This is a genomic window from Ensifer sp. ENS07, from assembly GCF_014852185.1.
GTDB classification, from domain to species: domain Bacteria; phylum Pseudomonadota; class Alphaproteobacteria; order Rhizobiales; family Rhizobiaceae; genus Ensifer; species Ensifer adhaerens.
The window spans coordinates 81,591-95,514 of the sequence record NZ_JACVBE010000013.1 but is presented as its reverse complement, the minus strand read 5'-3'; the positions used below and the strand labels follow the sequence as shown (position 1 = coordinate 95,514).

Annotated in this window: 15 protein-coding genes; 11 read left to right on the top strand and 4 right to left on the bottom strand. The window is 62.8% G+C overall.

What is annotated here, in order from left to right:
• On the bottom strand, positions 1 to 429 hold the full coding sequence (locus tag IB277_RS29310) for a hemerythrin domain-containing protein (RefSeq protein WP_192372259.1): 429 nt from the start codon (positions 427 to 429) through the stop codon (positions 1 to 3).
• Between the two features lie 78 nt (positions 430 to 507).
• On the bottom strand, positions 508 to 663 hold the full coding sequence (locus tag IB277_RS29305) for a hypothetical protein (RefSeq protein ID WP_089044838.1): 156 nt from the start codon (positions 661 to 663) through the stop codon (positions 508 to 510).
• Positions 664 to 785: 122 nt separating this feature from the next.
• Between IB277_RS29305 and IB277_RS29300 the strand changes: the two genes are divergently transcribed.
• The 6 genes from IB277_RS29300 to IB277_RS29275 all read left to right on the top strand — a co-directional run bounded on the left by IB277_RS29300 (position 786) and on the right by IB277_RS29275 (position 6,397).
• The gene (locus IB277_RS29300) at positions 786 to 1,343 is read left to right on the top strand and encodes a cytochrome c oxidase subunit 3 (RefSeq protein WP_089044839.1); all 558 of its coding nucleotides are present in this window, start codon (positions 786 to 788) and stop codon (positions 1,341 to 1,343) included.
• A 5-nt stretch (positions 1,344 to 1,348) separates the two neighbouring features.
• On the top strand, positions 1,349 to 1,627 hold the full coding sequence (locus tag IB277_RS29295) for a cytochrome C oxidase subunit IV family protein (protein ID WP_034790601.1): 279 nt from the start codon (positions 1,349 to 1,351) through the stop codon (positions 1,625 to 1,627).
• Between the two features lie 158 nt (positions 1,628 to 1,785).
• On the top strand, positions 1,786 to 2,238 hold the full coding sequence (locus IB277_RS29290) for a cytochrome c (RefSeq protein WP_034790599.1): 453 nt from the start codon (positions 1,786 to 1,788) through the stop codon (positions 2,236 to 2,238).
• Between the two features lie 24 nt (positions 2,239 to 2,262).
• Positions 2,263 to 3,609, top strand: a complete 1,347-nt coding sequence (locus IB277_RS29285) for a nitric-oxide reductase large subunit (RefSeq protein WP_060521134.1) — start codon at positions 2,263 to 2,265, stop codon at positions 3,607 to 3,609.
• Positions 3,610 to 3,674: 65 nt separating this feature from the next.
• Entirely contained in the window at positions 3,675 to 4,487 is an 813-nt protein-coding gene (locus IB277_RS29280) for a CbbQ/NirQ/NorQ/GpvN family protein (RefSeq protein WP_060521135.1), read from the top strand.
• Positions 4,488 to 4,495: 8 nt separating this feature from the next.
• Complete coding sequence (locus IB277_RS29275) at positions 4,496 to 6,397, top strand: nitric oxide reductase activation protein NorD (RefSeq protein WP_060583505.1); 1,902 nt, start codon at positions 4,496 to 4,498, stop codon at positions 6,395 to 6,397.
• 475 nt (positions 6,398 to 6,872) lie between these two features.
• On the opposite strand, the gene hemN is transcribed toward IB277_RS29275, so the two are convergent.
• Positions 6,873 to 8,225: an oxygen-independent coproporphyrinogen III oxidase gene (gene hemN, locus IB277_RS29270; RefSeq protein WP_110819131.1), complete on the bottom strand. Its 1,353-nt coding sequence runs from the start codon at positions 8,223 to 8,225 to the stop codon at positions 6,873 to 6,875.
• Between the two features lie 224 nt (positions 8,226 to 8,449).
• Here hemN and IB277_RS29265 point away from each other — a divergent pair, with 224 nt between their 5' ends.
• The 4 genes from IB277_RS29265 (at position 8,450) to IB277_RS29250 (ending at position 11,067) form a co-directional block, all read left to right on the top strand.
• Positions 8,450 to 8,728, top strand: coding sequence for a DUF2249 domain-containing protein (locus IB277_RS29265; protein WP_034790571.1), 279 nt, complete (start codon positions 8,450 to 8,452; stop codon positions 8,726 to 8,728).
• Between the two features lie 135 nt (positions 8,729 to 8,863).
• Positions 8,864 to 10,243, top strand: a complete 1,380-nt coding sequence (locus IB277_RS29260; RefSeq protein ID WP_060529041.1) for a hypothetical protein — start codon at positions 8,864 to 8,866, stop codon at positions 10,241 to 10,243.
• The gene (locus IB277_RS29255; protein WP_110819132.1) at positions 10,224 to 10,754 is read left to right on the top strand and encodes a DUF2249 domain-containing protein; all 531 of its coding nucleotides are present in this window, start codon (positions 10,224 to 10,226) and stop codon (positions 10,752 to 10,754) included. The genes IB277_RS29260 and IB277_RS29255 overlap by 20 nt, the downstream gene beginning before the upstream one ends.
• On the top strand, positions 10,741 to 11,067 hold the full coding sequence (locus IB277_RS29250) for a metal-sulfur cluster assembly factor (RefSeq protein ID WP_034790566.1): 327 nt from the start codon (positions 10,741 to 10,743) through the stop codon (positions 11,065 to 11,067). Before IB277_RS29255 ends, IB277_RS29250 begins: the two co-directional genes overlap by 14 nt.
• Before the next feature lie 68 nt (positions 11,068 to 11,135).
• On the opposite strand, the gene IB277_RS29245 is transcribed toward IB277_RS29250, so the two are convergent.
• Positions 11,136 to 12,359, bottom strand: a complete 1,224-nt coding sequence (locus IB277_RS29245) for an NnrS family protein (RefSeq protein WP_192372257.1) — start codon at positions 12,357 to 12,359, stop codon at positions 11,136 to 11,138.
• Positions 12,360 to 12,697: 338 nt separating this feature from the next.
• Between IB277_RS29245 and nirK the strand changes: the two genes are divergently transcribed.
• Positions 12,698 to 13,834, top strand: a complete 1,137-nt coding sequence (nirK, locus tag IB277_RS29240; protein ID WP_060583514.1) for a copper-containing nitrite reductase — start codon at positions 12,698 to 12,700, stop codon at positions 13,832 to 13,834.
• The last annotated feature ends 90 nt before the right edge of the window (positions 13,835 to 13,924 follow it).

Genomic DNA, 13,924 nt, shown 5'->3' with positions numbered 1-13,924 from the left:
TCACGCATGGCGCCAGAGAAGCAGGCGCTCCGTTGCGACATGGCGGCGAACAGTTTCGAAGAAGCCCCGCAGCATGTAGCCGATCGCATCCCAGCTGAGCGATGCCCTGTTGTCGAGAACCGCCTTCAGCACACGTACCAGCTCGACGGCTGCCCGATCATCCTGGTCATGCTCGGCGCGCAGCCGTGCGATCAAGGCGTAACGGCCGTCATCTGCCCGCTGAATTTCGACTGCTGGAAACAGGATCATTTCCTCCAGCGCGTGGACGCGCCGGAGCTTTTCCGGCAGCTCCGTCAGGATCACGCGGCAGCTCGTCAGGTCGATCCGGCGCGGGATGGAATCGGCCAGCGTCTCGAGGCGATCACACAGGGATAAAAGCTCGCGGTAAGCCTGCCCCAGCTCGTGATGTTCTGAAAATTGCTGCTGCATCGAACTGCTCCGTTGAGTGTTGGTTCGAACTACACCCGACGGCAATGATCCTCTTTGACATTTCTCAAAGTCTGCAGATCAGCGATCGAGAAACAGAACGATGGCGATCGCAACGGAGGAGAGGATCGCCGACAGCGTCGCGCCGCGCTGAAGCACGCCCATGCGATAGAGCACGAGGGCGAAGACGATGATGATGGGGGTGGCGACGGAAAGGCCGATCTGTGCGTCTGTCATCGGAAGGCTCCTTTGTTGTCAGCCAATAGCCCCGCCCCCTGCCGGCTTCTTTGCTCAATCGCAAAGACAGGGTGCGCGCTCGCGCCTAGCTCGAACGATGTTTTTTGAACGGAGGCGCTGACATGGATGCCCGCAGTCATCCGATTGCCGCAACGGTGGAAGAGGATACGACGGACGCCTTGCTGCTCTGGGTGCTCGTCTGGAGTGAACTTGCCGCGTTCGGTATTCTGCTTGTCGGCTTCCTGATTGTGGGTCTTCTCCAGCCGGACGCGTTTGCCGCCGCCCGCTCGCATCTCGATCCGCTGCTTGCCGGTATCAACACGCTTGTTCTTTTGACAAGCGGCTGGCAGGCGGCCTTGGCGACGAGGCCGAGTGCATCGCTTAAGCAGCGTCGGCGGGCGCTGGTGAATGCAGCACTTTTCGGCTTCGCCTTCGTGGGGATCAAGCTCTTCGAATATAGCGCCGAGGCCGGCGTTGCCGGCGATCCTCAGTTCGGCTCCTTCTTCGAGCTCTATTTTCTCGTCACGGGCTTCCATCTGCTGCACGTCGTCTTCGGTGCCTTCGTGCTCATCATCGTTGCCTGGCGACCGAAACCCGGCAATGTCGAGCTGATCACCACGCTCTGGCACGTGATCGATCTGGTCTGGATCGTGATGTTCCCGCTCGTCTATCTCGTGTGAGTGCCATGACCGATCGCAATCCCAGACAATTGTTCAAGACCTGGCTGCTGCTTGCCGTAGCCGTGATGTCGGGCATGGCGCTGATGGCGGTCGCCGGGCCGGCCACCCTCGTCATCGTCGTGTTGCTCGGGCTCGCCATCGTCAAAAGCCGGTTCGTCGCGCTCGATTTCATGGGGCTCCGGCAGGCGCCGTCGGCCCTTCGTCTTGGCCTTTTGATCTGGCCCGCAGCACTCGTCCTCGTCGCTGCAGCGAAGCTGGTCCTGAGCACTGCTTTCATCAGCTGAGGCTAGCCGCGGACTTGTTTGCCGAAACGCAAAGAAGCCGCCGCCGATTTCCCTAGACATGAGGTCGCCCCGATTGTTGCCGGCTGCGCCGCACGGGGAGGGGATCAGATCAGCCGGCCGCACTCTCAGCGGCCAACTGAAATCGAAAGGACCACGTGATGGCAGAACGCCTCACCAAAACCGGGGCCCGTAACGTCTTTTACGGCGGGTCCTTCTTTTTCTTCGCAATCTTCGTCGGGCTGACCGCCCACAGCCACTACTACATGCGGACGACTTCGACGGATGAAACGACGCTGACCGATGCGGTCGCCCGCGGCAAACACGTCTGGGAAAAGAACTCCTGTATCAACTGCCACACGCTTCTCGGCGAGGGCGCCTATTTCGCGCCCGAGCTCGGCAACGTCTGGAAGCGATTCGGCGGCGAGGCCGATCCGGATGGCGCCCGCGATACGCTTAAGGCCTGGATGGCTGCCCAGCCGACCGGCATCGAGGGACGGCGGCAGATGCCGCAGTTCAATCTCACCGAACAGGAACTCAACGACCTCGCCGACTTCCTCGAATGGACGAGCCGCATCAAGACCCAGAACTGGCCGCCGAACGAGGCAGGTTAAGCGAACCGAGTGGAGTGTGACACCATGAAATACCAAACCCAAAAGGTCGCGATGCTCTATTTCTACGGAGCGCTTGGCCTGTTTCTCGCCCAGGTGCTGTTCGGCGTGCTTGCCGGCACCATCTACGTCCTGCCCAACACGCTCTCCGAGCTCCTGCCCTTCAACATCGTGCGCATGGTCCACACCAACGCGCTGATCGTCTGGCTGCTCATGGGCTTCATGGGCGCGACCTACTACCTGCTGCCGGAAGAGGCAGAAACCGAGCTCTACAGCACGAAGATCGCCATCGCGCAGTTCTGGATCTTCCTGATCGCCGCTGCCATTGCCGTCGTCGGCTACCTCATGCACATCCACGAGGGGCGTGAGTTCCTCGAGCAGCCCTTCGCGATCAAGGTCGGTATCGTCATCGTCGCGCTGATGTTCCTCTACAACATCACGCTGACGGTGTTGAAAGGCCGCAAGACGACCGTCACCAACATCCTGATCTTCGGGCTTTGGGGTGTCGCGATCTTCTTCCTCTTCGCTTTCTACAATCCGATCAACCTGGCGCTCGACAAGATGTACTGGTGGTACGTCGTCCATCTCTGGGTCGAAGGCGTCTGGGAACTGATCATGGCATCGGTGCTCGCCTTCCTGATGATCAAGCTCAACGGCATCGACCGTGAGGTCGTCGAAAAATGGCTCTATGTCATCGTCGGCCTGGCGCTCTTCTCCGGCATCCTCGGCACGGGCCACCACTACTACTGGATCGGCGCGCCGGGCTACTGGCAGTGGATCGGTTCGCTGTTCTCGACGCTGGAAGTGGCCCCCTTCTTCACCATGGTGGTCTTCACCTTCGTGATGACCTGGAAGGCCGGCCGCAAGCATCCGAACCGCGCAGCCCTCCTCTGGTCGATCGGCTGCTCGGTCATGGCCTTCTTCGGCGCTGGCGTCTGGGGCTTCCTGCACACGCTGTCTTCGGTGAACTACTATACCCACGGCACTCAGGTGACCGCGGCCCATGGACACCTCGCCTTCTTCGGCGCCTACGTGATGCTGAACCTCGCGGTCATGGCCTATGCCATCCCGGAGATCCGCGGCCGTGCGCCCTATAACCAGTGGCTGTCGATGGTGAGCTTCTGGATCATGTGCACCGCCATGTCGGTCATGACCTTCGCGCTGACCTTTGCCGGTGTTCTCCAGGCGCATCTGCAGCGCGTGCTCGGCGAAAGCTACATGGACGTCCAGGACCAGCTGGCGCTGTTCTACTGGATCCGCCTCGGTTCCGGTGCCGTCGTCCTGATCTCGGCGCTGATGTTCATCTGGGCCGTTCTGGTGCCCGGGCGCGAGCGCAGCGAGAAGCTCGCCGGCATCGTCCAACCCGCTGAATAACCGACCAGCCGGCGCGGTTCGCCGCGCCGGCATCTCCCCAAGAATTCCCAGCATGGAGACTTGCCATGAGCCCTGTCCAATCTGCCGTCAGTCGCGCGGCGCTCGATATCCCCGCCTACAGCCCCTCCGGCAATGAATGCGCGCTGTTCGAAAGCGCCTGGGTGCGACAGCTGCCGCTGCTCTTGAAGGGACCGACAGGATGCGGCAAGACCCGCTTCGTCAGCCACATGGCAGCGAAGCTCGGCCTGCCGCTTTCGACCGTTTCCTGCCATGACGATCTGGCCGCCGCCGACCTTACCGGTCGCTATCTGCTCAAGGGTGGCGACACCGTCTGGGTCGACGGCCCCCTGACCCGGGCCGTGCGCAACGGCGGCGTCTGCTATCTCGACGAGATCGTGGAAGCCCGCAAGGACGTCGCCGTCGTCCTGCATCCACTGACCGACGACCGCCGCATGTTACCGCTTGAACGGACCGGCGAACTGCTCGAAGCACCGTCGAGCTTCATGCTGATCGTGTCCTACAATCCCGGCTACCAGAACCTTTTGAAGAGCCTGAAGCCGAGCACCCGTCAGCGCTTCGTGGCGATCGAGTTCGATTTCCTGCCGCGCAACGCCGAGATTTCAGTCGTTTCGCAAGAGAGCGGACTGCTGGAGAGCCAGGTGGCGCCGCTCGTCAACCTCGCGCAGCGCCTGCGCGCTCTGAAAGGGCATGATCTCGAAGAAGGCGTGTCGACCCGGCTGCTCGTCTATTGCGCCTCGCTGATTGATGCCGGAATGCCGGTGAAGGATGCGGTCCGGGCCGCGATGATCGAGCCTCTGACCGACGAACCGGATGTGCGCTCAGCACTTCTCGAAGTGGCCGGTTCTCTGATCGCCTGAGGTGAGCCATGCTTGATTTCCTCGAGCTCGAAGAAACCGTCGGACGAGCCTGGCACCGTTTCGTCGGCAACACCAGAACCTGGCGGCGTTATCCGGAGGAGGCGGTGAAGCTCGCCGACATGCTGCCGGTGCTCGGCGTTTGCTTTCGCGGACATGGCGGCGAGCCAGCGGTGCAGATCGTGCCCGCCCGCGGGCGCACGTCGACCCATCGCTTGCGGTGGCGGCAGCGCATGGGACTTGGCGAAGAGAAACTCGTCCAGCCGGCGCGCGACCACGCGTCCTTGATGCTGCCGGGCGAGATCGACATTTTTCCGACGAAAGACCTGAACCGGGATCTCTATCACTGGCTCGTCGCCTATATGGCGACGATGCCGGTCGACCCCGTCAGCGAGACCGATCCGCTCCGTCGTGACCTGGCGCTGATATCGCGCGCGCTGGAGACGGTCGAGGACGTCTTCCAGCGGTTCCCAGGCCTTAGGCGGCGCTATCGGCGTCTGGCCGAGGCTACCCTTGCCGAGCGGAAGCGGGGCGCTCTGCCGTCGATCGAGCAGCATCTTGAAAACCGCGTCCTGCGGCTGTTGCGCAGGGCCACAGGCGAGGCAGATACGACGCTGCCGGTGATCTTCCCGCATCGTGCGCCGCCCGGCTACCTGCCGATGCTGCCGATGCCGCTATGGCCGGACACGCTGTTGCGGGCCGAAACCACGACCGTGCGCGACGAAGATGTGGCCGCGACAGCGGGCACGCAGAGTGAGGGTGTCGAGGTTGAGCGCCACGTGGCGGTGCGCGAAAACCCGGAGAACCGCAAGGGCGAACGCAGCCCGTTCATCCTCAATCGCTTCGAGAAGATCCTGGCCATGGCCGAGATGGTCAACGTCGACCGTCCCGGCGACGACAGCGACGACCACGACAGCAAGGCTGCCGAGGAACTCGACGACATGACGCTCGGCGAGCGCAAGGGACGGCCCTCGGCGCGATTCCGCTTCGATCTCGATCTGCCGCCGGAAGCCGTCGATCCGACGCCGCTGACGGCCGAGCTGACCTATCCCGAATGGAACTACCGGACCGGTCAGTACCTCAAGGACCATTGCCGCGTGCTGGCGATGCCGGCTTCCGCCCAGGAAGAGCGGAGCGAACTGACCGAGGAAAGCCGGAGCTTGATCCGCCGGGTGCGGCGCCAGTTCGAAGTGCTGCGCCCGCGGCACGAGATGCTGCGTGCACAACTTGACGGCGCCGATCTCGATCTCGACGCGGTCGTGCGTGCCCGCACCGATCTCGCCGCCGGCGGCCAGGGCAGCGACCGCATCCATCTGATGAGTCGGCCGCAGGTGCATGACCTGGCGGTGACGATCCTCGTCGACGTGTCGCTGTCGACCGATTCCTGGTCAGACAACCGGCGGGTGCTCGACGTGGAAAAAGAAGCTTTGCTCATCCTTGCGCACGGGCTGTCGGCCTGCGGCGACAACCACTCGATCCTGACCTTCACCTCAAGGCGGCGTGACTGGGTGCGGGTGGAAACCGTGAAGGCCTTCAACGAGGCTATGGGGCCGCTGGTCGAAGCGCGCATTGCCGCACTAAAGCCCGGCTACTATACCCGCATCGGTGCTGCGATCCGGCATGCCTCGGCCGAGCTTCGTCGGCAGCCGAACCGCAAGAAGCTCTTGCTTGTTCTGACCGATGGCAAGCCCAACGATATCGATCACTACGAGGGGCGTTTTGCGCTCGAGGACAGCCGTCGCGCGGTCACGGAGGCACGGCGCAGCGGCATAAACACCTTCGCTGTCACGGTCGACCGGGAGGCGAAGTCCTACGTGCCCGCCATGTTCGGCCAGAACGGCTATTCCGTAGTCGGCAACATCTCGCGGCTGCCGGCGGCACTGCCGGCGATCTACCGCAATCTGGTGGGGTAAGGCGATCCCCAAGTCGAGAGAGAGGCAAGAGGCCCGGCAACCGCCGGGCCTCTTTGATTCAACGGAAGCCGTTTGCCAGCCGCGCGTGCGCCGTTTCGCGGCCATTTGGGGCGGATTTGCCGATCCGCTCGCGGCTATTCTCGGGGGGAGGAGGCTGGGTCTCGATGCTCGGGAAAAGCCGGGCATGACGTGTTGGATGGGCAGTTTTGCCAAAGTGTATCGCTGAGCTGCCAGCGATGGCTGCCGACGACAAGCTTGGAAACGGCTCGTTTTCAGTGAGCGTAGTTGCCCCAAACTTCGTCATCGTCGCCCTTGAGGCGAGGATCCAAGGCGCATCCGAACGTATTTCGTGGCACAAAATAACGAAGTGCTCGGGTCGTGCCCGAGCATGACGGAAGAGACGGACGGCGCTTTGCCGGCGTGATTGCGCCGGGAACGCTCGGCAATAGCCAAACCTTCCCGGCGATCAGCGCCCTCAAGCCGCCTTGCTGTGCACCCTCTGGGACTCGTCGATATAGGCATCGAAGGCCGCCGCCACCGCGCGGATGACGAAGCGGTGCTCGGGACGCACCGTGATGACGCCATCAGCGATATCGATCACGCTATCCTTTCGCAGTTCGGCCAGTTTGCTATTGCCGTCGACGAACGATTGCCAGTCCCGGCCATGCGCTGCGGCGATTGCGGACATATCCGCGCTGAAATCGCACATCAGCCGCTCGATGATCGCGGCGCGCAAACGGTCCTCGTCGGTCAGTCGGTAGCCCTTGGTGGTTGCGAGCCGTCCCGATGCGATGCGGCTTGCATAGACGCCGGGGGGCACCTCGTTCTGGACATAACCGTCGCGCGAGCGGCCGATTGCCGAGGCGCCGAAACCGATCAGCGTTTCGCAAGTGTCGGTCGTATAGCCCTGGAAGTTGCGGCGGAGTTGCCCAGCCTCCTGTGCGGTGACGAGATCGTCGTCAGGAAGCGCAAAATGATCGAGGCCGATCTGGCGGTAGCCGGCTTTGACCAGCGCTTCGCTGATCGCCATCGCCTGTTCGGCGCGGGCGGCACTGTCGGGCAGCGCGTTCTCGTCGATCATACGCTGGTGCTTCTTGAAGCTCGGCACATGGGCGTAACCGAAAACCGCGAACCGTTCCGGCCGCATCGCGACGGCCGCTTCGACCGTCTCGACGCAGGAGCGCACCGTCTGATGCGGCAGGCCGTAGATCAGGTCGAAATTGATGCCACCGATGCCCGCGCCGCGCAGATGGTCGACGGCTTCGGCCGTCTGCTTTTCGCTCTGGATGCGGTTGATCGCCTTCTGCACGACGGGATCGAAGCTCTGTACGCCGAGGCTGGCACGCCTAACGCCGCCTTCGCCGAGTGCCTCGGCCATGGCAAGCGTCAGCCGGCGCGGATCGATCTCGACGGCGACATTGGCCGATGGTGACAGCGCGAAGCGCTCGCCCATCAACGTCATCAGCGCAAGGAATTCACGTGGCTCGATGATCGTCGGCGTGCCGCCGCCAAAATGTACCTCCGAGACCGGAAGCGGCCGGCCAATGGTATCGGCGACCATGCGGATCTCGTCTCGGAGCACATCGAGATAGTCGAGGATCGGATCGTCCTTCTTGGTGATCGTCGTGTGGCAGCCACAGTACCAGCACATGGAACGACAGAAGGGGATGTGCAGGTAGAGCGACACGTTCTGCCCCTCGGGGATCGCCTTCAGCCAGTCGCCGTAGGTGTGATCGTCGACATCAGCGGCAAAGCGCGGTGCGGTCGGGTAACTCGTGTAGCGCGGCAGGCGCATTTCACCGTATTTCAGGAGCGCGGAAGCTAACATTTCGTCCTCATCTGGGTGGCGATGGATACAGCTTTTGTAGGCCGCGCTGGCAGGCACCTCTTTGCGAAAAGTCAAGGACGGGGTTGGTCGAGGCCAAAGCGAGATTTGTTTGCGCTTCGACAAAATGTCGCGGCGGCGCTGTCGCTAGGTTGCGGAAATCCGGGGCGTGTGCGCCGGCGTTTCCCGGATCATCATCAAACCACGGCGCTCAGAATCGGATAACCATGACCATTGCAGAGACCGACAAGCCCTTTATCGATGTGCGGACGATCCCGCCGGTAGAACGCCATCCGAAAATCTTCGGCATGTTGAACGCACTTGCCGAGGGTGGCGCCTTCATCATCGTTAACGACCACGATCCGCGTCCACTGCACTACCAGCTGGAAACCCGCTATCCGGGCGAATTCACCTGGGAATACCTCGAGCAGGGGCCGGAGGTCTGGCGAGTTGAGATCGGTCGGCAACAGTCCTCCGGCTGTGACTGCTGCTGCGGCGGGCACTGAGCCCCTGGTGTCCTTCAAGAGCGGGGTGAGAAAAAGCGTGCGTCATTTTCCGCTCTCATCCCGCTCCCACTTAGCAGAATCGATCACGCTTGTTCGGCTCGACCAGAGCCATCGTGATCCAAGGGTTGAACCACCATGTTCGCAGCCACGCTATCCCGCTGGACCATGTCCTATTTCGCGGCCGCGCTGATTTTCCTCGTCCTTGGCGAGACCATGATGGTTCTCGGCTTTGGTTATCCGGTCTTAGCCCTTGAGGCGCCTGAAACGCTGGCGCTCGTCCATATTGTCGCTCTCGGTTGGCTAAGCCTGCTGATGACCGGCGCATTGCTGCAATTCGTGCCTGTTCTCGTCGGCCAGCCGCTGTCCTTGCCGAGCGTCGCCCTGCCGGCGCTCCTGATACTTATTGGCGGCATCACCACCCTGACCCTCGGCTTCGTCGGTCTTTCCGGTGCGATCGATGTTCCCGTGACGCTGCTTCCTCTTGGCGCCGCTTTCTCGATTGTTGGCTTTTCGGTGCTGGGCTTTTCCTTCGCGGTCACGCTTTGGCATGCACGCCCCCTGCCACTACCGGCCCGCTTCGTCGCGGTCGGCCTTGCCGCTCTCTTCGGCACGATGCTGCTCGGCGGCGTCTATGCTGGCGTGCTCTCGGGCCTGATCGACGCGGCGGGCGCGATCGACCTCACCGTCGATGGTCTCTCGCTTCATGCCTCCCTCGGCCTCTGCGGCTGGTTGAGCTTCACCACCATGGGCGTCAGCTATCGACTTTTGACCATGTTCATGCTGTCGCCAGACAAAGAGCGGACAAGCAGCCGTGTTGTCTTCATGCTTGGTGCCTTTTGCCTCAGCGTTCTGGCGGCCGCAGTGCCCGTCATTCTCGTGGGCACCGTTGGTCGCTCGCCGCTTTTCCTCCTTGCCGTCGGTTCCGGCGCGGCCGTTGTCGCGATCTATGTCGGCGATATCCTGCGTATCTATCGGGAGCGCCGGCGCAAGGCGATCGAACTCAACAGCCGCGCCAGCATCGGCGCCTTCGTGTCACTGGTCGCCGCGGCTATACTCTTCGTCGCGCTGCTCTCGGCCGGCCGCCTTGATGAGGCTATCGGCGCCGTTATTTATCTCGCCACCTTTGGATGGCTGACGGGCATGGGGCTCGCCCAGCTCTACAAGATCGTGCCGTTCATGACCTGGCTCGAATGTTACGGGCCGGCGCTTGGGCGCATGCCGACCCCGAGGGTCCAGGACCTCGTCAGCGAAACGTCCGCCCTTCGCTGGTTCCGGCTCTTTTATCTGACGGTCGCGGTTGGCTCGCTCGCCCTCCTGATCGGCAGCGCGCCTATTTTTCGTTTTGCAAGCCTCGGCCAGTTGATTGCCGTCAATGCGCTCATCCTGGAGTTCGTGCGAACACGGCGACTGATCAACGTTCCGGCCGAACTTCGATTGCCTGATGGACTTGTTCGACCAGGCCTGTTTCTGCCATCTTTTCCTCACGGAGGTTCCCATGAGCCAAGATCCTTATGAACTCGACGTCCGACCGCACTTGCGCGGCGGCAGCGACCCGTTCCAGGCCATCATGAATGCAGTCGACAGCCTGGCGCCGGGCCAGGCGCTGAAGCTGATCGCGACCTTCCGGCCCGTTCCGCTCTTCAGCGTCATGGCGGGTCGCGGCTTCACCCATCAGGACCGCCCGCTCGACAATGGCGACTGGGAGGTTCTGTTTACGCCCGAAGGCGAGGTCGAGGGGATCAGGCTTTCGGTCAGCGAAACGGATCTCGACGCCTGGCCCGACCCGAGCCGCCAGCTCGACCTGACGGAGCTCGATCCGCCGGAGCCTATGGTGCGCATTCTGGCAACGGCCGAGAAGATGGCCGAAGGCGAGGTTCTGTTCGCCTTGCTCGCGCGCGAACCGTTGTTCCTTTATCCGGAGCTCGCCAAGCGCGGCCACAAATGGGCCGGCAATTTCGATGCGACCGGCGAGACCTACCGGATCCTCATCCGCATCGGTGGGAGGCGTTCCCATGTCGGCGCCTGAAACCCTGGACCTCGAGGCGAGGATCCGCGATGCCTTGCGCATCATCATCGACCCCGAAATGGGCAAGAACGTCGTCGATCTCGGCCTGATCTATGACATCGACGTTCAGGAGGGCGGCATTGCCCGTGTCACCATGACGACGACGATCAAGGGCTGCCCGGCGACTGCCTTCCTCAAGGAAGCGGTGCAGAACTGCGTCTGGTATGTGCCGGGTGTCGAATATGCCGAGGTCCGGCTGACGTACGAGCCGCCGTGGACGCCTGACATGATCGCCGACGGCGCGTTGGAACTTGGCCACGGCAGCATCTTCTAGGACCAGCCTTCTAGAAAAGAAAAGGCGCCGCATCTGCGGCGCCTTTTGCGTTGGGTATCGACGTCCGGTCAGGGTGAGGCGCGCGGCGCGCGGCGCTCGCGCACCAGCATCGGTCCGTATTCGAGCGTGAACAGCACAAAGGCCGCGCTCCACAATGCACCCGAGAGCGCGATCAGGTGATGATAATGCTCCGGCAGCACCTCGGCCAGCGGCCGGATTAGCGCGGCGCCCGCGATCGCGACATAGGAGGCGCTGGTGAGTGTCGATCCCACCAGCGGCCGCCCGGTATGGCCGCGAGTGGCGCGCGTCATCACGGCGAGCATCATGAAGGCGATCACGCCGACGGTCAGCACATGCATGACCGGGTAGTCGCTGAGGAGCTCGATCGCGCCGGCCGATATGGCCAGGAAGCCGAGCGGCACGAAGGCGTAAGCCGCGTGCAGAACGAAGAGCAGCTTCTCCGGCCAGGTCGGTGATCCGTGCCAGCGCAGCAACCGTACCGTATGAAAGGCGCACGCGATCACCGCAATCGCTGCGGTGACGATGTGAACGGGCGCGAAGGTCCAGGCACCGAGCGCTGCAACGCCGATCAGGATCGCCGCGGTGTCGAACCTGTTGTAGGGCACGGGGAAATCGGTGCGGCCAACTTTGTTCAGCCAGTTGCGAGTGAAGCTCGGCACGATGCGTCCGCCGACGATCATGATCAGCATGGTGTAGGCCCCGATCGCCAGCCGCGCTGCGGCGTCGACATCGAGATTGCCGAGGACCGAGAGGTGGAACCAGATATTGGCGGCCGACAAAATTATGAGCCCGCCGATCACCTTGAGGTCCTTCCACTTGCGACCGACGATCACCTCGCGCGCGCAGATCAGCAACAGCACCGGCAGAAACAGCGCCTCGACAGCGGCTGCGACGGGTAGACCGATGATGCCGCTCGACAGGAGAGCAACCCGACCAATGACCCAGAGTCCGAAGAGGGCAGCGAGCGGTCGGCCGGAAACCGGCAGCCTTCCCGTCCAGTTCGGGATCGCCGTCAACAGAAAGCCGCCGAGAACGGCGGAGGAAAAGCCAAACAGCATCTCATGCGCGTGCCAATGGGCGGCACCGTAGTCGCCGGCTAGGTCTAGTCCGAGAATCAGTGCGGCGATCCACAGCGCCATGGCGCCGATCGCCCAGAGGGCGGCTGCGAGGAAGAACGGCCGAAAGCCATAGGAGAAGAGCACCGGGCCGGTGGTCGAGAGTCCGCGCGGAATGCCGCCGCTCGGTTTCGGTCTTATCAATCTGTCCAACATGGTCGTGTTCCTCGTCGTGCGTCCTTGCGGACTTGCGGATGAGGCTTGATCTATCAATGGGTTCGAAGGCCCTCTTTGCGAAAACGCAAGTATCGCTGCCCGGTCGGACCGCCGACGTCGCAAGGCGTAAAGAAAAGCGATCTCCTCGCAACGATTTGTTCCAAGACAAAGACGAGATTCGTCTGTGGTTTTACTTCTCTAGTGACTGCTGGGGGACCGGTGGTCGAGACCGGAGGTGAGGCCGCCCGAGTCGGCGCCGCCCACCCTAACTCGTTGAATACAGGCGCGTTTCGCAGAAGGCCAATCCCGGCCGCTGGAACGCGCCGAAGGAGAGCAAGATGACTGAAAAACTTCAGATGACCCGCCGGACGATGCTTGCCGGCGCTGCCCTGGCGGGCGCGGTTGCGCCGCTTCTCCACACCGCTCAGGCGCATGCCGCTGGCGCTGCCGCGGCAGCCGGTGCTGCCCCCGTCGATATCTCGACCCTGCCTCGCGTGAAGGTCGACCTCGTCAAGCCGCCTTTCGTGCACGCCCATGACCAGGTCGCCAAGACCGGACCGCGCGTCGTCGAGTTCACCATGACGATCGAGGAAAAGAAGCTGGTGATCGACCGCGAGGGCACTGAGATCCACGCGATGACCTTCAACGGTTCGGTGCCTGGTCCGCTGATGGTGGTGCATGAGAACGACTATGTTGAACTGCGGCTGATCAACCCTGACACCAACACGTTGCTGCACAACATCGACTTCCACGCCGCAACCGGTGCGCTCGGCGGCGGGGCGCTGACCCAGGTGAACCCGGGCGAGGAAACCACGCTCCGTTTCAAGGCGACCAAGCCCGGCGTCTTCGTCTACCATTGCGCGCCGGAGGGCATGGTGCCCTGGCACGTCACCTCGGGCATGAACGGCGCCATCATGGTGCTGCCGCGCGACGGACTGAAGGACGAGAAGGGCCAGCCGCTGACGTACGACAAGATCTACTATGTCGGCGAGCAGGACTTCTACGTGCCGAAGGACGAGGCCGGGAACTACAAGAAGTACGAAACCCCCGGCGAAGCCTATGAAGATGCTGTCAAGGCGATGCGCACGCTGACCCCGACCCACATCGTCTTCAACGGTGCGGTCGGCGCGCTGACCGGCGACCATGCTTTGACTGCGGCCGTGGGCGAGCGTGTGCTCGTCGTCCATTCGCAGGCCAACCGCGATACGCGGCCGCACCTGATCGGCGGGCATGGTGACTATGTCTGGGCGACCGGCAAGTTCCGCAACCCGCCGGATCTCGACCAGGAAACCTGGCTCATTCCGGGCGGAACCGCGGGCGCTGCCTTCTACACCTTCCGCCAGCCGGGTGTGTACGCCTACGTCAACCACAACCTGATCGAGGCGTTCGAGCTGGGTGCCGCCGGCCACTTCAAGGTGACCGGCGAATGGAACGACGATCTGATGACATCGGTCGTCAAGCCGGCGTCGATGTAGCCGGGTGACAGCGGATGATCGTGGGGCCGCGCTCACAGCGACCCCACGCGCGAACAAAGGCACGCGCTTGCCGGCGCGTGCCACTTCCCC